The organism is Novipirellula aureliae, from assembly GCF_007860185.1.
GTDB classification, from domain to species: domain Bacteria; phylum Planctomycetota; class Planctomycetia; order Pirellulales; family Pirellulaceae; genus Novipirellula_A; species Novipirellula_A aureliae.
In genome coordinates this window covers 616,338-633,871 of record NZ_SJPY01000001.1, presented here as the reverse complement: position 1 = coordinate 633,871, position 17,534 = coordinate 616,338, and the positions used below count along the sequence as shown (strand labels likewise).

At 52.5% G+C, this 17,534-nt stretch carries 17 protein-coding genes and 1 pseudogene; 9 read left to right on the top strand and 9 right to left on the bottom strand.

The window, feature by feature from the left end; genetic code table 11:
- Positions 1-37: 37 nt before the first annotated feature.
- The 7 genes and pseudogenes from modA to Q31b_RS02395 form a co-directional block, all read right to left on the bottom strand.
- On the bottom strand, positions 38-997 hold the full coding sequence (modA, locus tag Q31b_RS02415; protein WP_146598054.1) for a molybdate ABC transporter substrate-binding protein: 960 nt from the start codon (positions 995-997) through the stop codon (positions 38-40).
- The gene (locus Q31b_RS02410; RefSeq protein ID WP_231617245.1) at positions 994-2,460 is read right to left on the bottom strand and encodes a YeiH family protein; all 1,467 of its coding nucleotides are present in this window, start codon (positions 2,458-2,460) and stop codon (positions 994-996) included. Before Q31b_RS02410 ends, modA begins: the two co-directional genes overlap by 4 nt.
- Before the next feature lie 206 nt (positions 2,461-2,666).
- Positions 2,667-2,774: a hypothetical protein gene (locus Q31b_RS29545; protein ID WP_390622298.1), complete on the bottom strand. Its 108-nt coding sequence runs from the start codon at positions 2,772-2,774 to the stop codon at positions 2,667-2,669.
- A gap of 4 nt (positions 2,775-2,778) precedes the next feature.
- Positions 2,779-3,210, bottom strand: a complete 432-nt coding sequence (locus tag Q31b_RS02405) for a DUF2752 domain-containing protein (RefSeq protein ID WP_146598053.1) — start codon at positions 3,208-3,210, stop codon at positions 2,779-2,781.
- 22 nt (positions 3,211-3,232) lie between these two features.
- Positions 3,233-3,559, bottom strand: coding sequence for a CD225/dispanin family protein (locus tag Q31b_RS02400; RefSeq protein ID WP_231617244.1), 327 nt, complete (start codon positions 3,557-3,559; stop codon positions 3,233-3,235).
- A gap of 3 nt (positions 3,560-3,562) precedes the next feature.
- Positions 3,563-3,628, bottom strand: a pseudogene (locus Q31b_RS29540) (zinc-ribbon domain-containing protein); the annotation flags it as partial.
- 67 nt (positions 3,629-3,695) lie between these two features.
- Positions 3,696-4,016, bottom strand: a complete 321-nt coding sequence (locus tag Q31b_RS02395; RefSeq protein ID WP_197170776.1) for a DUF4190 domain-containing protein — start codon at positions 4,014-4,016, stop codon at positions 3,696-3,698.
- Positions 4,017-4,498: 482 nt separating this feature from the next.
- Here Q31b_RS02395 and Q31b_RS02390 point away from each other — a divergent pair, with 482 nt between their 5' ends.
- Together Q31b_RS02390 and Q31b_RS02385 are read left to right on the top strand one after the other, a co-directional pair.
- Complete coding sequence (locus Q31b_RS02390; protein ID WP_197170774.1) at positions 4,499-5,281, top strand: carbonic anhydrase; 783 nt, start codon at positions 4,499-4,501, stop codon at positions 5,279-5,281.
- Between the two features lie 27 nt (positions 5,282-5,308).
- Positions 5,309-5,659 (top strand): cupin domain-containing protein, encoded by a 351-nt coding sequence (locus Q31b_RS02385; RefSeq protein ID WP_146598717.1) that lies wholly within the window; start codon positions 5,309-5,311, stop codon positions 5,657-5,659.
- A gap of 75 nt (positions 5,660-5,734) precedes the next feature.
- On the opposite strand, the gene Q31b_RS02380 is transcribed toward Q31b_RS02385, so the two are convergent.
- Positions 5,735-6,499, bottom strand: coding sequence for an IclR family transcriptional regulator (locus Q31b_RS02380; protein WP_146598050.1), 765 nt, complete (start codon positions 6,497-6,499; stop codon positions 5,735-5,737).
- A 362-nt stretch (positions 6,500-6,861) separates the two neighbouring features.
- On the opposite strand from Q31b_RS02380, the gene Q31b_RS02375 reads away from it, so the two are divergent.
- The 7 genes from Q31b_RS02375 (at position 6,862) to Q31b_RS02345 (ending at position 16,011) form a co-directional block, all read left to right on the top strand.
- On the top strand, positions 6,862-7,536 hold the full coding sequence (locus Q31b_RS02375; RefSeq protein ID WP_146598049.1) for a hypothetical protein: 675 nt from the start codon (positions 6,862-6,864) through the stop codon (positions 7,534-7,536).
- Between the two features lie 85 nt (positions 7,537-7,621).
- Entirely contained in the window at positions 7,622-7,948 is a 327-nt protein-coding gene (locus Q31b_RS02370) for a VOC family protein (RefSeq protein ID WP_146598048.1), read from the top strand.
- Between the two features lie 34 nt (positions 7,949-7,982).
- Positions 7,983-8,978, top strand: coding sequence for a dihydroxyacetone kinase subunit DhaK (locus Q31b_RS02365; RefSeq protein ID WP_146598047.1), 996 nt, complete (start codon positions 7,983-7,985; stop codon positions 8,976-8,978).
- A 67-nt stretch (positions 8,979-9,045) separates the two neighbouring features.
- Positions 9,046-9,672, top strand: coding sequence for a DAK2 domain-containing protein (locus Q31b_RS02360; protein WP_146598046.1), 627 nt, complete (start codon positions 9,046-9,048; stop codon positions 9,670-9,672).
- A gap of 17 nt (positions 9,673-9,689) precedes the next feature.
- Positions 9,690-10,559, top strand: a complete 870-nt coding sequence (lsrF, locus tag Q31b_RS02355) for a 3-hydroxy-5-phosphonooxypentane-2,4-dione thiolase (protein WP_146598045.1) — start codon at positions 9,690-9,692, stop codon at positions 10,557-10,559.
- Between the two features lie 70 nt (positions 10,560-10,629).
- Entirely contained in the window at positions 10,630-14,184 is a 3,555-nt protein-coding gene (locus tag Q31b_RS02350) for an SUMF1/EgtB/PvdO family nonheme iron enzyme (protein WP_231617243.1), read from the top strand.
- Positions 14,185-14,193: 9 nt separating this feature from the next.
- Entirely contained in the window at positions 14,194-16,011 is a 1,818-nt protein-coding gene (locus tag Q31b_RS02345; RefSeq protein WP_146598043.1) for a PD40 domain-containing protein, read from the top strand.
- Positions 16,012-16,747: 736 nt separating this feature from the next.
- Here the strand turns inward: Q31b_RS02345 and Q31b_RS02340 are convergent.
- The gene (locus Q31b_RS02340) at positions 16,748-17,503 is read right to left on the bottom strand and encodes an SDR family oxidoreductase (protein WP_146598716.1); all 756 of its coding nucleotides are present in this window, start codon (positions 17,501-17,503) and stop codon (positions 16,748-16,750) included.
- Positions 17,504-17,534: the final 31 nt, after the last annotated feature.

The window sequence follows — 17,534 nt, the reverse complement described above, 5'->3', positions numbered from 1 at the left end:
CCTGGGTGCCATTATGGTCCCAGGCTGGAAGCCCAGGCTACGCCCCTGTGGAGATATCGAATCCGTGGCTTTGAAAAATGCGAATCGACTCGTCCGACTTTAGATACTCGTAAAATGCTCGAGCCGCATCGTTCCCTGCGGCATGCCTTAATAGCAACATAGGGTACACGATCGAATCGTGACATGCGGTATCAAACGCATAGACCACTTCGGTTGACGAGGATTGCTTCGCATCGGTCGCATAAACGATCCCCGCCTCCACCTCGGCTCGCTCGACATACGTCAGCGTTACCCGAGCATCCGTGCCCCGCACCACCTTGTTGGAATCAGCCAGTGTTTCAAAGATATCGAATTTTCGCAGAGCTTGCTCGGCATAGATCCCTAGCGGAACGTTCTCTCCCGCGATCGCGATGCGGCGAACTCGCTCGGAATTCAAATCGCGCGGGCCAAACAGTTTTGCTGGATTGCCCTCGGGAACGACGAGCACCAAGCGATTCGAAAGTAGCACGTATTCCTCTGCGGATAGCTTCGCATCATTGATTTCGTCCGCCCATTGCTGATTCGCAGAAACAAAAATATCCACGGATGCACCCGCGACAATTTGGCGTGCGAGACCGCTAGAGGGACCGCTACTGAGGGTCACGCCCATTCCGGTTTGCGATTCAAACTTGCTCGCTATCTCACCGATTGCTTCTCGCGTGCTGGCTGCAACCAACACCAACGTTTCTCGTATTTCAGGCAAACGCTTTTCAGGCGAACGCTGGCGCACCAACAATTCTTCCATCATCTCCAAATCGGTGTAATACATTGCATTGGGATCAATCCCCTTCTCATCAAGCCAATCGATCCGTTGCTGCATCGATGGACTCCGTGCGACCCTCGGCAGCACAACCAACCAAATCGATCCAAGCATGGCCGCAGCGACAACGAGCGAGCACCATGGTGATCGCAGCCACCGATAGAGCGTGTCTATTTCCTTTCCAGCTGTTTTGATCACGGTACCATCTGCTCGACCCAATCGACAAAGATCACGCGAAACATCAACCACGCCATAAACAACGTCAAAACCAAGTTTAAAGATTGACCAACGACATACAAAATCAACGGCTTGCCACCTTTAAAGTAAGGCATCAACGCTCGGAAATTCGTCTGCAATCCAATGCTGACGAACGCTAAACAGAAGAACCAACTGCGAAACGTTTTGGTCGATCCTTTGATCATCGAGTCAATCAGCTCAGGGCCGCCAGAAAGCTCGACGTAAAGGATCGAGAACAGGATCGACATGCCGACAAAACCAATCACGAATTTCGGGAATCGATACCAGATTTCCATCGCTCCCGGTCGCGGAGCCGATGGATCACGTTCGACATAGGTAACCCAATAGATCGCGACGAAAAATGCGGTCACGCCGATCAGAATGTTTTGAATCATCTTGACGGTCGCAGCGACTTCAAGCGCCTGATCTCCTAGTACCGCACCGGCGGCGGCGACCGCACCGGTCGAGTCAATCGTTCCGCCAAGCCACGCTCCGCCCAGTACCTCGTTCATCCCGACGGCTTTGATGACTGCGGGCAATACAACCATCATCACGACGGTGAACGATAGCGACATTCCAATCGCCAGCGACAACTCCTCTTTCTTAGCCTTGCAAGCTGCCGCCGTCGCGATGGCCGCCGATACGCCACAAACCGACATATCGGCAGAGATGACCATGTTGAGCGACTTGGATTTGATCTTCAACACCTTCTGGCCAAACACATAAGTACTCACCAAGACGATTGGCGTTACCACCCAAGCCACAAAGATGCCAGGCAGACCCAACGCCAACAAGCGACTCATCAACACCTCGGCACCGAGCAGGACTAAACCCGTTTTGATATAGAACTCAGTAAGTGCCGCCTCTTTCAAGAACTTTGGCGTGCCCACCGTATTACTGATGATCAAGCCGACCAACAGAGCCCAAAGAGCATATTCCAAATTGTAAGCACTGACGACGCTTTGCCCCGCCATCGTGTACGACAAAACCGCCAACAGAAAGACAAACGGGAAACCTTTGAGAAAACCGACTGCCGATTTGCCGCGCACCCAGGTCGCGATTGCAAATAGAACTCCAATCGTCAAAAAAACGACTAGCAGTTGAGGTGCAATCGAGTGCAACGTCCCATCACTCGATTCTTTGAAAAAGGCATCGATCGGTTTCGAGTCCCAGCCCCCCGGTTTGGCCAGCCAAGACTTTAGCGGATTGGTGACCGGAACGTTCTCGCCAGCCGCAATCTGAGTCGCGAAATCGACGGGTTTCGCTACCCAAACGGCCGCAAACGAGGCGGCCAGAAGTATGCCGGCACACCAGATAGCCCACCAATCTTCGCTAGTACGCATCTCCGAAAAAAGACTCGGACGATCGGCAACGGACGCGACAATCGATTCCGATTGCGAATGAGTGGGCGGGGTTTCGTTCATCGTCTACGCCGTTAATCGATAGGTGGGTGGGTCAACATTCCCAATTAGTTTATCGATGCTGGTTTGGTTGCCTAGCCGCGAACGACCCTTTCGTTAAGCTGCATTCATGATTCTCAGCGTCAAATAGGGCACTAAATTAAATTTCAACACCAACGTATTGAAGTTTGCCAAATAATGGATGCAAGCCCTCGAAAGATCCGCGGGCTCTAATCCAAACATGCGGCATGAAGTTTCGAGATCGGTTCTCTCGCCATCGCAATTGCTACGAAAGCGAAACTCAAGATTCCGATGTTGAGCAGCGCGCACCAACCCAAAAAGTTAGCTCTTCAGATGATTTTGCGGGTTAGAAGGAAGTTGCGGAAGTTTTTTTTGAGGCATGGCAGGGCGAAGAGAATCCTGGATCTCTGGCACCGGTGCCAGCGGACTGGTCGTCGGCGATGGAATGTTACGCAGCGCAAAATAGGCAACGAAAAGAATGAACAACGTCCAGACCAACCGGGGTGACGCTTTACCGCCAGCCAATTCACGGCGATGTTGCCGGTAGATCGCCAAGCCAATCAGCGGCGTGCCAAGAATCAACAGCGGATTGTTGCGAACCGCTAAAACGAAGTTGCCTTCAAACAATGCTGACACCGCTCGCGTGCCACCACATCCGGGACAATGAAATCCCGTCCATTGATGGAACAAACACTTTGGCATCCAGATCGGTAAATCACCGATGGCAAAGCGGTAGCCCAAGTAGAGGGCCACCGAAGCAATCAACCATTTCGCCTTACTGCGCACTCGCTGCACCAATCGCCGCCAGAATTTGTATACCGAAAACGACCACGTTCATCACCAACCCAATTCCAAAACCGATCAGTGTAAACTTCTTGGCATTATCCGCCGACGCAATCGCTCCGTGTTGGTCCCCTGCATTCCACTTGGAATCGACCTGAGCGGCAAACACAATGCCTGCAATGCCCAAGGGCAAACAGCAGCAGAGGGTCACAAGAATCGACTCAACCAAGTAGTTCTTAGGCTTTTCGCCCATCATGCTCCCGCCAACTTGCCCGAATGGTTGCTGAGCACCAACCGGTTGATAAGGATTCTTCGTCAACGGCGCCCCGCAGGCTGTGCATGTTGGCGCACCATCGGCGTTTTGAACGCCACATTTTTTACAATACATTGTCCCTCTCGATCACCTACCTGAAAAGAAAAAAAACAGACTTCGAGCATTGTAACGCATCGTAAGACTATGATGTTGCGACAGCAATTGCGATCGAGATCATCGGCAGCAACGTAAAGATCGCTCCCATCACCAAACCAAAAATTGCCCGGCCTTTGCCACCAAGGTGAGGATTTTTCTTGATGTCCCTGAGGCCAAGGATTCCAAACAGAATGGCAAACGGTGCAGGCAGCACGATCAGACTGAAAAGACCCAAGTAACCGGCGATGATCGCATAGATGGACCGACCGACGGGCAGGATCAAACGCATCGCAGGATCGTCACCAATCGAATTCGATACCGGTTCGCGCCATTGGCAAGAGGGACAAACGAGAGTCCCGTCAGCCATGGGGGTACCACAATTTGGGCAATACATATCTTGTTCGCTCGTAGAAGAAAGAATCGTAGCAAGAACACCAACTACCAGTTTCCCCTCCGCCGAAGCTACCTGCAAGCCACCTGGTTTGACATAATCCGCGTTCTGCCCTGCGAAAAGAGGGCTCAGGCGGTAGCCGATCGAGCCAGAGCCAGAGCCAGAGCCAGAGCGAGAGATCGGATCCGGACAACGAACGCTCTCCAGACAAAGGCGTCTTCCGCTCCGAGAGCAGAGCAACAACCGCCACGAAACAACACGAATCGAGGCGACAACTGAAAAAGTGGATGCGTCTAAAGGTCGCCCTAGCGACCGTAAAGGAGGCACAGAGTGCACAGTGCGATTCACAGGGGCGATATCTTTCACGCCTGACAAAGGGTGCAACGTTCTTACTTTGAGCTAACAAAGGAAGGAGCTAAGATGGCGACGTCTTCATTCTCCAAAATTGAGCAGGAACCATGAACTATTGCTGCCTCCCGAGTGTTTGTCGAGCGCCCCATATCGGTCACCTAAATCGTTTCGCTTTCCTTACCGCAATGCTGTTGGTGTCTGGTCTCGCCCCGCTAGTCGCCGCTCCACCGACCGCTCTGCCAGAGAAGGAGTCCGAAACGAACCCTGTGGAGCACAAAGCAGCGAAGTCCGGCGAAAATGTTTCGGCTGAAGTTGCGTTGGCGATGCTCAAGGAAGGCAACAAGCGATTCTTGAGTGGCAAATCAGAACATCCTCATGAAGATCCCGATTGGCGAAGCAAACTTAAAAGCGGACAAAAGCCTTTCGCAACCATTCTGGGCTGTAGCGATTCGCGCGTGACACCCGAATTGATTTTTGACGAAGGACTTGGTGATTTGTTTGTCATCCGTGTCGCTGGCAATATTGTCGATGACGATGTATTGGCCAGCATCGAGTATGCGGTTGCCAATCTCGATACCCATTTGGTCGTTGTGCTTGGTCATGAAAAATGCGGTGCGGTGACGGCGGCCATGCAGCATTTGTCAAGTGGAGGGCCTCGTGAACTAACATCGCTCGTTCAACACATTCACGATGAGATCCGCGAGCACCATGATGGCGAACCCGATGTAGGGCCGTCAACGGACATCGACACGGCCGTCCACAAGAACACTCGCTGTTCTCAGCGGGCTCTTAAGCTGAGCCCTGAACTGAAGCGTGTTTCCGAAACGCATGCGGTCAAAATCGTCGGCGCCATCTACGACCTCGACGGCCGCGTCCGCTGGCTCGATTGACTAGGTGACTTCCCCGATATGAGAAACATGAAACGTGGCAGTAAGAAACCCAAAAATCTTTTTTCGGACCTGCCGCAATCGTTTCCCGAAGAGTTGATGGAGGTCATTGCTGAGGATCAGCATGCCCGCATCGAACGCATCGTTTCCCACGGCCACGTTAGCCCTGAAGGATTTTGGTACGATCAGCAAGAACACGAATGGGTGGTCGTGCTCCACGGCGAAGCCAAGCTGATTTTTGAGAACGACAATGACCCGCTTCACTTAAAACCCGGCGATCATGTCCTGATCCCAGCCCATCGCAAACATCGTGTTGAATGGACGGCCCCCGATGAGCCAACGATCTGGCTAGCCGTGTTTTACCGAGCCGATCCAAAGTGATTCGTAGGATCTCGTTTTCACCCTTCGATTCCGTGCATTGGCATCAGGAGATGTCGTGAAAGCAGCGAGGAGGAACTACAACAGTCGCTCGGAGATTTGGTCTGCGTAGGATCGCATCGTTCTACCGAGACCGGGGAACGCCTCTTTGGGAAGTCGGTCGATTGGCCCGGTGACCCAGATCGCTGCAATCGGACGCTGGTGGCGATTGAAGATGGGCGCACTGACACAATGAATCCCATGCAACTGCTCGCCGCGGTCCAAGCCAAATCCACACTCGCGAATCGCACGCAACTCTTTCATCAAAGCTCGTTTGGACGTGATCGTCCGCTCGTTGTATCGGACGAAGCGATAGCCCTTCAACCGCTTCTCGACTTCACGCTCAGGAAGGTACGCCAACATCGCTTTGCCAGGGGCGGAGACATGGATTTCTAACTGGACGCCCAAGTCGATAGAGAATTTAAACGGGTGTGAACCGAGAACCTGTTCCATCACCACAAATTGGGACTCGACGAGCGTACCGATAAGGACGGTTTCATGGACCTCATCACGACACTTCTGCATGATGTCGATCGCTGTAGGAACGATCGGTTTCTCGGCCAAACTCATCTGCCCCATCGTCAGCAACTTGCGACTGAGCGTAAAGCGTTTTTCCGTCGCATCGCGGTTCAAATAACCATGTGCCAACAACGTATTGCTGATACGAAAAACACTGTTTTTGGGTAGTTTTAGAGCGACCGTCAACTCCGACAGCGTCAAGCCATCGGGATGATCGAGTAGGTACTCCATCATCACCAATGCACGTTCGAGATTGGGGACCTGGTATCGGGAATCGATTTGCATATTTTTTTTCACTTATTTCTAGGGGTGCTTCCCAACTCAACCAAGACGCCAAGGTTATTCTATATGTAGAACGTTCTTTGAAAAGCCCCAGGAAGTCTGGAGTCTCCCGAATCCCCGTTTGGTTGCTGAAGCGTCTTTCCCTGCTCTCAACGTTCAATAAACTCTCGCTATGGACTATTTCTCGGTCGATTTGGTTCGAGGAAAAGCTTGACGTTCTCTTGCAACTGTGCTTATATGGGACATAGTTCCATATACCGAACGCCCCTTCACGCTCGCGGGTTTCGCCGGGAGAGTGAGGCAATTGGTTTCTGCCTGACAACTTCAATCCGCACCGCCACAAGAACAAAAGAGTGAGCCAAGCGATGAGCAAATCTGATCCTGTCACCCGTCGAACCCTTCTGAAAACATCGAGCGTCGTAGCCGGTACGCTCGCGGCTGGAACCTGGGCCGTCGGCGGTGAACGCAAGAACTACACGCGCAATGACTTTTACGATGGCGACACCTTCAATAAGAAGAAAGCGTTTGCGGCCTACTATGAGATGATGAACCGGTTTGGCTACCCGATCTCACCCTTGTTGCGAAGCGATCAGTTTTGGACCAGCGATTTCGCGCAAGACGACTTTTTGAACGTCGGCATGGGCGGCATCTTTTGGGTCAACGATACCGAACACATGTACTTTGCCCATGAGATCTTTTTGTTGCCTGGCCAAATGATTGTCGAACATTGTCATCGGCCCGTTCCCGAAGGTCCGGCCAAAATGGAATCCTGGCATGTGCGTCACGGCATGGTTTATGCATTTAGCGACGACGAAGCGACCGAGGATCTGCCGATCAAACTTCCCGAAAGTCAATTGAATGCGGGTGGGATCACGGCTCGGCATTGCACACCGCTTCAACAGGGCGAAGTGGGCTCGCTCAACCGCTTGCAAGCTCGACATTTTATGATTGCAGGCCCCGAGGGAGCAATCGTTTCGGAATACGCATCGCCTCACTATGGTAACGCGCTCGAGTTCACGAACAAGTCGGTTGTCTTTTAGGACGTTACATCGGTTTTTTTTGGGATCGGGGCTATTCAGGGAGCTTTGCCAAGATCCATTCTGTTGAAAGTTTTGGAGTAGGACTATGCGAACGTTGCATCACATCGGCATCCCCACGGACCGCTTGGATGAGAACATGACGTACTTGAAGGACGCGGGAGTCCATGTGTCGGATCCCGATCAGAGTCGCAATCGGATTGAGTGGCTGCGGTTCGAAGATCACAGCGGGTTGCCAGAAATTCTGAAAGCGATGCCTCATATTGCCTATCGCGTCGACGACTTGGCTGCGGAATTGAAAAACGCAGAAATGCTGGTTGAGCCTTTTACGGCGATGCCCGGCGTGACGGTTGCGTTTGTGATCGAGGAAGGTGTGCCAATCGAGTTTCTGCAAATCGAAGAATCCAATTCCTAATCAAGAGCAAATGATGACCAGACAAAATCGAACCATGAAAAAATTCCTGAATGACCCCAATGATATTACGGCGGAGTTGCTTGAAGGCTACACGCTTGCTTATGCCGACAAAGTGAGCTTGATGTCGGAAAAAATTGTGGTGCGGACCCATGCGAAATCCGAGGACAAGGTCGCTCTGGTCACTCTCGGCGGTGCGGGACACGAACCGGCACTGAGCGGATTTGTTGGTGAAGGCATGCTCGACGCCAGTGTCGTGGGTGATATTTTCGCGGCCCCCGGTGCACCAAAGTTGCTCGAAGCTCTCAAGGCTCTCCATCGAGACGTAGGCATTTTGCTCGTCGTGCTCAACCACGCCGGCGACGTGATGAGTGCGAACATGGCAATGGAATTGGCCAAACGAGAAGGATTAAATGTCCGCATGCTGTTGACTCACGAGGACATCAGCGCGGGTTTAGAGACTCCCGATGAAGACCGCCGCGGTTTGGCGGGATGCGTTCCGCTTTTTAAAGTCGCTGGTGCGGCCGCGGAGGCAGGCAAATCACTCGATGAAGTCTACGAGATTGCCGAGCGATTCAGCAAACAAATGGCAACTTTGGCGGTCGCGATGACGGGGGCCACGCATCCACAAAACGGACAAGCGATCTCCGAATTGCCGGACGATGAGATGGAAATTGGCATGGGCCAACACGGTGAAGCCGGTGGAGGACGTACCAAGATTCTCTCCGCCGACGAGACCGCTCAGAAAATGATCGAGCCGTTGATCACAGCCGTCGATGCAAAGTCGGGTGACAAGACGATGTTGATCATCAATGGGACGGGTGCGACAACCCTGATGGAAATGAATTTAATTTTCCGCAAAGCCTATCGAGTCCTTGAAAGTCGAGGAATCACCGTTGTGTCTGGCTTGATCGACGAGATCTTAACGGTGCAAGAAATGGCCGGCTTCCAAATGATCCTCTGCAAGTTAGATGCCGATCATGTGCCGCTGCTAAAGGCCCCCTGCAACACACCCTACTGGACGGTCCGATAGAAGCCTTCCGGATCCAAGAACTTACACTAGAACTTTGCTATACGCGAACGATTAGAGGAATGAATCGATGGCCTTTTTAGATTGCCAGCGACTTGCGAAGATGACGGCGACTGCACTTGCTTCGTTGAAAGAACGAGCGAGTGAGTTCTCGGCTTTAGACGCAGAAACAGGCGACGGCGACCATGGGACCGCGATCGTCAGTGCCATGACAGCGGTTGACCGAGTTGCCCAAGAGGGAACGAACCTCAAGAAGATGCTTGGGGACATGGGCTTTGCGGCGATGATGGAGTCGTGTGGATCGACGAGCACGTTGATCGGTGCCCTTTTTCTGGGGATGAGTGACGGCGTTGAAGGCGATTCATTGAACGCTGCTGAAACCGCCGCAATGTTTTCAGCAGGACTCGAAAAAGTCAAACAACAAACCAAGGCAAGCATCGGAGATAAAACGATGATGGACGCCTTGGAACCAGCGGTCGATGCGCTGGTTGCCAACGTGGAAAACGGCATCCCGACGATGCTACAAGCGGCTGCGGAAGCGGCGGCAAAGGGGGCGGAAAACACGAAGGAAATGGTTGCGAAATTTGGACGTGCTCGAAATCTTGGCGAGCGAGTCATCGGACACCTGGACGCAGGCGCGGTGTCGACCGCCTGCACTTTTGAAGCTTTTTCACGCGGTTTTACCGCTGCAGTTTAAACACATAAAGGAAAATCATGGCCGATGCTACCGGTAACATTGAAGCAAACGATTATGGACTCAACATCCCCGTGAAGAAGGAAGCCTTCTTCCTCAAAGGACTCGATCACGTCGATTGGGGAATCAAGGACCGAATGAGCCGGATCTTTAACCCGCGTAGTGGGAACACCGTGATGCTGGCGTTTGACCACGGCTACATTATGGGGCCAACGTCTGGACTCGAACGCATCGATCTGGGGATTTTACCGCTCGTCGAATACGCGGATTGCTTGATGTGCAGCCGAGGCGTCCTGCGAAGCTGCATCCCGCCGCAAGTGAACAAGCCAATCTCGCTTCGATTTTCAGCCGGTACGACCGTGCTCAACGAGCTAAATGATGAGTGCATTCTTGGTATCGACGATGCGATACGCATCAATGCGTCGGCGCTGGCGATCATGGTTTCGATTGGTGGCCAGTATGAAGGCAAGACGATCGAGAATCTCGTCCGCACCGCTGATCTGGGGAACCGATACGGCATTCCAACACTTGGTGTAACCGCTGTCGGAAAGGAATTGACGCGTGATGCTCGCTATCTCGGAATGGCGACACGTGTTTGTGCTGAGAACGGTGCAACATTCGTCAAGACCTATTACTGCGAGAAGGACTTCGAAAAGGTTACCGCTGCCTGCCCGGTTCCGATCGTGATTGCTGGAGGTAAGAAATTGGAAGAACAGGATGCTCTGAAACTCGCTTACTGCGCAATCAATGAAGGTGCTTCGGGTGTGGACATGGGACGCAATGTGTTCCAGTCCGAAAATCCGATTAGTATGATTAAGGCGGTTCGCGGCGTCGTTCATGAGGGGATGACGGCCGACCAAGCCTTTGAAATGTATAAAGATCTCTCCTAATTTTTTCGGTTCTCAGGGCCTCCATCCGTATTTTCCCACCCCAAACTTGAAGGCTGATGAAAAGATGTTTATGCGAAAGTTGATTGCACTCGCTTTAATCGCTACGTTTGCGTCGTCACTGCGTGCTCAGACCTGCCATTTCGGTGACGTCTATGTCGGAGACCCCGCCCACGTTCAAGACTGGATCGGCAATCTTTCGGAAGCGGCTGCGAACCCAGAGATCTGGCAAGCCGACAACCGCCTGCGCATCAGCCACAATTATAGCGTGAACCTCCGTCGTGGCGATCTATTCATCGTCGCGGACTTGGTTGCCGACCGAGACTACACGCAAGGCTTTAACGTCAGCGGTCCGGTCAATTTGCGACTCAATGGAAACGTTCTACAAAGTGTCGAAAAGACGTTCTATTCGCTTCCACTCAATAAGGGCAGCAACGTTTTTGAAATTCAATTTGTAAACAAGAATCAAGGAAATCGAGCCAGTGCCGGACTCTTCATTGCTCCGGTAGACCTCGATTATGTCTTCACGCCTGTCGCCAAGAAAATCGAATACGCCAAACGTGCAATCGAATATTTGGGCGCACAGTATTCGACGTATCCAGCAACCGAATATCTCCAGCAGCTTGACAAGCTGGCATCCGACAACGCTTCGGATACCGAGGTCGAAGCCGTTCGCTACAAGGCTTTGGTGCTCAACAATCCAGAGGTTGACTTTGATCAAGTTCTATTTCGAGCTAGCAAGAATGCTCTCGTACCTGCAAACTGGCAAGGAAACGCGAACTATTTGCGCAGCCGAGGCAACGAACGGCAACCCAATTTTGACGATGAACTTCGAATCCTGAATCTCGAAAACAGGTCTGTCGAGACCGTATTCAAACCAGCGAACAGTCGCCAGTGTGTGATGGATTTGAGCCTGCATTACGAAGCCGACAAACTACTGTTCACCGGAATTGACATCGACAGCAATACACAGCAAATCCACGAGATCAATATCGACGGGACCGGCGAGCGGCGGATTACAACCGTGATGCCTGAGGTCGATCACTACAGCGCCACTTATTTACCAAGCGGAAAATTGGTGTTCTGTTCCACAGCGCCTCTGCATGCGGTTCCTTGTGTGGGTGGCAGTGATTACGTCGGCAATCTGTACGAAATCAATCCCGATGGAACTGGCATGCGTCAGATTACTTTTGACCAGGAAAACGATTGGTATCCGTGGGTCATGGAAAATGGCCGCGTGATGTTCTGCCGCTGGGAATACACGGACAACGCGCACTACTTCACTCGTATCTTGATGCAAATGAATCCTGATGGGACGAATTTGCGCAGCATCTATGGATCGAACTCGTTTTGGCCCAATACGATGTTCTATGCCAAGCAGATCCCTGGAAAAACTTCGCAATTCGCCGCGATTTGCTCAGGCCATCACGGCGTTTCACGGGCTGGCGAGTTGATCGTTTTCGATACCGCCAAAGGCGAGTTCGAAGCCGACGGCGTGATCCAACGAATCCCTGGGTATGGTAAGGAAGTCGAACCGGTCATCATCGATCAATACATGAAAGACAAGTGGCCTCGTTTTCTGCATCCGTATCCTTTGAGCGAAAACTACTTTTTGGTTTCCGGACAATTGAACCCTTCGGAACGATGGTCGCTGTACTTGGTGGACCGCTTCGACAATATGATCAAGTTGGCATCCGACCGAAAGTTTCTGTTCGAGCCAATTCCGCTGAAGAAACGAGAGCAACCACCGATCATTCCTGATCGCCGCGACTTTGACGCGGAAGACGCTACTCTGTTTATTCAAGACATCTACGCAGGCCCCGGCTTGAAAGACATCCCGCGCGGCACCGTCAAATCGCTGCGACTGTTTAACTACGGTTATGCCTACCGATTGCATGGCAGCCATGATGCGTTGGCGATCGAAGGGGGTTGGGATACGAAACGAGTTTTAGGAACGGTCCCGGTCGAGGAAGATGGTTCGGCAATGCTCTCGATACCTCACAGCGTCCCGATCTCGATTCAGCCATTGGACGAAAATGGCCAAGCTCTTCAAATCATGCGAAGTTGGCTTGCCGCGATGCCAGGTGAACGACTTTCCTGTGTCGGTTGCCACGAATCGACTCGCACCCCGCCACCTGAACGCATGGCTTTGGCTGCTCGCAAAATGCCTCAGAAACTGGAGCCTTGGGCGGGCATTGAACGAGCCTACGGCTTTGGTTTCCAGCGTGAAGTCCAACCCGTACTCGATCGCCACTGTGTCGGATGCCACGACGGCAGCGAAAGTGATCGCCCCAATTTTAAGGACAACTCACCTGGGAATGCGGGGTTCGCGAATTCCTATCATGCGCTGCATCCCTATGTGCGCCGCCCAGGGCCTGAAAGCGACATCCACCTGATGCGACCGATGGAATACCATGCGTCCACCAGCGAGTTGATTCAAATGCTCGAAAAAGGACACCATGGCGTCGAATTAGATGAAGACGGCTGGAATCGGCTCGTGACCTGGATCGATTTGAATGTTCCGTATCACGCAACTTGGATGCAACAACGAAATTACTCCGAGAAGACGAAGGTGCAAGCCGAGAGAACGATCGAGATGAAGCGGGCTTTTGCCTGTCTCGATGACAATATTGAGTGGATGCCGGAAGATGAAATTGTGCGTCCCGATTTCGTAATGCCCAGCAAAGAAAAAGTGGATTACCAAGCCGTCCAGATAGAAGGGTGGCCGCTCAGCGAAGCGATGGTGCAGAAAATGGCTTCCGCGACCCGCGACGTAGAAATCGATGGCCAGACGATCACGTTTGCTCGGATTCCCGCGGGACGTTTTGTGATGGGATCGCTAGCAGGAGCCGCTGACGAAGCTCCTCAAAGCGTCGTCGAAATTCCCAAGCCATTCTGGATGTCGGTCAAAGAAATTACGAATGAACAATTCAGACGCTTTGATCCCAAGCATGATAGCGGTGCGATTGACCAGCAATGGAAAGATCATATCTACCCTGGGTATCCGGCCAATGATCCTGAGATGCCGGTGATCCGCGTCAGTTGGCAAGAAGCGATGGCCTATTGTGATTGGGCGTCGGAAAAGACGGGCCTGAGTATGACGCTGCCCAGCGAAGCGGAATGGGAATGGGCTGCACGTGCTGGCAGTGACAAGCCCTTTTACTTTGGCGAAGCGGGATTCGAGAAGCACGCCAACCTTGCCGATCAATCGATCGGATTGCTCGCGGTCCGGGGCGTCGATCCGCAACCCGTTGCCCCAAACCGTCGATCACCGACAAATGACTTTGTGCCACGTGACAACCGCTTTAACGATGGTGCGCTGACGCCCCAAGGAACGGGTCAATTTCTACCGAATCCGTGGGGACTTTACGATATGCACGGAAACGTGGCCGAATGGACGAGGTCAGACTATAATCCATATCCCTACGTGGCCGACGATGGCCGAAATGCCTTGGACCTACAAACCAGAAAAGTGGTTCGCGGCGGTTCGTGGCGTGATCGACCTCACCGAGCAACGAGCTCCTATCGCCTACCTTACCAATCCTACCAGAAGGTTTTCAACGTCGGCTTCCGCGTGGTCATCGAACCACGAAGCCAAGACGCTAAACCACCCACCGTTTCCCATTGAACGTCGATCATGAAAATTGTAACCATCTGTGTGATGGCATTGTCCTTCACAATGCCAATTCTCTCGGCTGGATTGGTCTCGGCCCAGGACTATTTGTCGCCGAGCGATTTGATCCTTTCCCACGACAAAGAAACGCTGTATGTTCTCGCATCAACGGGAAAGCAGTTGATCGATTTCGATTTGCAGGAAAACGGAATTCGTCGTTCTCTGGAGTTGCCTGCTGAGCCAACCGACATGGTGATGTCTGGCGACGGTGAAACGCTTTACGTCGCAGGCGGGGGCCCAGAAGGGCGCGTATGGATTGTCAACTCGGGTTCGGTAGTGGGCGAAATCGAGACCGGGCACACGCCGATGTCACCTATCGTGTCGCCAGATGGGAAATGGCTGTACGTCTGCAACCGGTTCGACAACGATGTCTCGATCATCGACCTGGAATCCGGTAAGACGATGGCCAGAGTTGCCGTTTTGCGAGAACCGATCGCGGCCGTACTGACGCCCGATGGCAAGCGGTTGTTTGTCGCCAACCATATCCCGGATGGCCGTGCGGATATCGAATACGTTGCCTCACAAGTCTCGATCATCAACACGGAAACCCAAGAAGTCAAAACGCTACCTCTGGTGAACGGTGCCGAGGGGATGCGTGCCATGGAAATTTCGCCCGATGGAAAGAAAATATTCGCTACGCACCTGATGGCCCGGTTTCTCGTGCCGACCACGCAACTTGAACGTGGCTGGGTTTCCACCAATGCGCTCAGTGTCATCGACGTGGCCAGTGAGACGCTCCAGTACACCGTTCTGTTAGATGATATCGAACAAGGGTTTTCCAATCCGTGGGCAATCGGTTTTTCCCCCGATGGAAAAACATTGGTCGTCTCCTCGACCGGAAACCAAGAGATTTCACTCATTGATTTGCCCGCACTGACGGCAAAGATAGCTTCTCGATCAAGTCAGCTTGAGGGGGAAGCTCATCTGAATGCCCACAACGACTTGTCATTCCTCTCCGAGATACGAAAGCGGGTCAAACTAAAAGGCATCGGACCAAGATCGTTGGTGGTTGATGAGCAAGTCGTTTATGTTGGCAACTATTTTTCGGATGCAATCGAAATCGTTCGCTCTTCTTCGACTGGACATACCGAAAGCGATCTGCTGCAACTCGGAAGCCAACAAGCGATCACCCCTGAACGACTCGGGGAAATCTACTTCAATGACTCGGCCCTTTGTTTCCAGAATTGGCTGAGCTGTGCGACCTGCCACCCCGATGCGCGAACCGATGGGTTGAATTGGGACTTGATGAATGATGGTATTGGCAATCCCAAGAACGTCAAATCGATGCTTTACGCTCACAAAACGCCGCCGGCGATGTGGCTCGGTGTGCGAGCCGATGCAGAAACGGCCGTTCGCGCTGGAATTCGACACATTCAATTTTCAGTTCGACCGGAAGAAGACGCGCTTGCAATCGACGCTTACCTGAAGAGTCTGAAACCGATCCCCAGTCCCCATTTAGTGGATGGCCGCCTAAGTGATTCCGCCATGCGGGGAGAAATCCTATTCGAGCAAGTCGGCTGTGCCTACTGTCATCCCTCCCCGTTGTTTACAGATTTCCGACTGCATGACGCTGGCTTTACGTCGGGCCCGGACGAAGGCAAACCGGTTGACGTACCGCATTTGATCGAAGCATGGCGAACGGCCCCCTACCTGCATGATGGCCGCGCTGCAACGATGAAGGATGTTGTCACCACGTTTGAACACGGCAACAGCCGTGGTAAACTTTCGGAACTATCCGAAGACCAGATTGATGATTTGGTGGAATACCTATTGTCTCTATAAGCTCGGCTCTTCCGAAGGATCGGTGCTTGAAAAAAATCGGTGCTTGCAAAGAAGGCTCCACCGAAGAATCCGTGGGTTGATTCATCCATCCCAAGTACCGAAGGGTAGGTTTTTCAGGCACCGCAGGGCAAAAAGAATGTTTTCGCTGCATCGGCAATCGGACGTTCAATAATAAACCTCGGCAAAACAAGCCGTTTTATCAAGGCCAAGCAAGACATTCTTCCCTCCCTGACCCGTTGTCCCTAAGTAAGTTGCTCCTCAGCAGAGCTAACTCGGATGATTCATTAGCCGTTTTGACGATAGCGGCCTGTCGATTTAATCGGTTTGACTCGACTTATTGTTTAACGCCAAGCCATAGGCGACCGCTTTTGGAAAAGCTGACGCCTTCGGCTAAGCGTTAAACGATTAAATCGACAGCCCGCTAACGGCCTGCTGATTTAATCGGTTTGACTCGACTGATTGTTTAACGCCAAGCCATAGGCGACCGCTTTTGGAAAAGCTGACGCCTTCGGCTAAGCGTTAAACGATTAAATCGACAGCCCGCTAACGCCAAAACGGCTAATACGCAGACTGTTTTTCGAGCAATGAACGTAAACGCTTGAAGGCGTAGACGTTAGCAAAACAATTTGCAAGCCCATGAATCATCTGGGTTAAGGTGGAGGTTAGCGGAACCAAGACTCGCAAGCTGCAAGCGACGGACACGATCTCGAGCTTGTAAGTGATTGCCATCAACGAATCAATTCGAAGCTCCGCCATCCGCACGAAGGTGTTGTCCGGTCATCCAGGCCGCGTCGTCACTGGCCAGAAACGAAACGACGGCAGCGATGTCCGTAGGATGACCAAGTCGTTTGAACGGAGAAAGGTTGCGAAAATAATCTTTTCGCGCTTCGTCGCTCCCGGCAAACATGCCAGGCTCGGTGGCCCCTGGGCGGACGCTGTTGACGGTGATCCCTCTCGACCCGAGTTCATGTGACATCGAAACAAGCATCGCGTCGATCCCTGCCTTTGTCGCCGCATAGGTACCTGTCCCCATGCGAGGTCGTTCGGCCAACTGCGATGAGACAAAGATCAGCCGTCCACCGTCGTTCAGCCGCCGTGCCGCTTCGCGAAGTGTCAAGAATGCACCGATAAAATTAACAGAAACCAATTTCTTGAAATCAGCCAACTCGACTTGCTCGACGGCACCGCCTCCGGAAATTCCTGCGTTTGCCACGACAACATCCAAGTGGCCAAACTCGGAAATCACGCATTCAAACAATTGCTCAATGCCATCTTCTTCGGCAATGTCTGCCGAATGCGCCATCGCAACGCCACCCGAATCCGCGATCGATTGGACGACGGCTTCAGCGGCCTCACGGTCGTTTCCGTAATGAACCACCACTTGATAGCCGTCACGAGCCAATCGCTTACAGATCTCACTTCCGATGCCACCCGACCCCCCGGTCACAAGAGCAGCCCGGACCTTCAAGTCAGCTTGGTCCTTGATATTCATATCGAACACGTTCTCCGTTCGTTCCTACCTC

Coding starts and splice junctions, on each gene's coding strand:
- Q31b_RS02410 (WP_231617245.1), bottom strand. CDS start 2,460: ATGAACGAAACCCCGCCCACTCATTCGCAATCGGAATCGATTGTCGCG.
- Q31b_RS02395 (WP_197170776.1), bottom strand. CDS start 4,016: ATGGCTGACGGGACTCTCGTTTGTCCCTCTTGCCAATGGCGCGAACCG.
- Q31b_RS02390 (WP_197170774.1), top strand. CDS start 4,499: ATGAACTATTGCTGCCTCCCGAGTGTTTGTCGAGCGCCCCATATCGGT.
- Q31b_RS02385 (WP_146598717.1), top strand. CDS start 5,309: ATGAAACGTGGCAGTAAGAAACCCAAAAATCTTTTTTCGGACCTGCCG.
- Q31b_RS02380 (WP_146598050.1), bottom strand. CDS start 6,499: ATGCAAATCGATTCCCGATACCAGGTCCCCAATCTCGAACGTGCATTG.
- Q31b_RS02375 (WP_146598049.1), top strand. CDS start 6,862: ATGAGCAAATCTGATCCTGTCACCCGTCGAACCCTTCTGAAAACATCG.
- Q31b_RS02370 (WP_146598048.1), top strand. CDS start 7,622: ATGCGAACGTTGCATCACATCGGCATCCCCACGGACCGCTTGGATGAG.
- Q31b_RS02365 (WP_146598047.1), top strand. CDS start 7,983: ATGAAAAAATTCCTGAATGACCCCAATGATATTACGGCGGAGTTGCTT.
- Q31b_RS02360 (WP_146598046.1), top strand. CDS start 9,046: ATGGCCTTTTTAGATTGCCAGCGACTTGCGAAGATGACGGCGACTGCA.
- lsrF (WP_146598045.1), top strand. CDS start 9,690: ATGGCCGATGCTACCGGTAACATTGAAGCAAACGATTATGGACTCAAC.
- Q31b_RS02350 (WP_231617243.1), top strand. CDS start 10,630: ATGCGAAAGTTGATTGCACTCGCTTTAATCGCTACGTTTGCGTCGTCA.
- Q31b_RS02345 (WP_146598043.1), top strand. CDS start 14,194: ATGAAAATTGTAACCATCTGTGTGATGGCATTGTCCTTCACAATGCCA.
- Q31b_RS02340 (WP_146598716.1), bottom strand. CDS start 17,503: ATGAATATCAAGGACCAAGCTGACTTGAAGGTCCGGGCTGCTCTTGTG.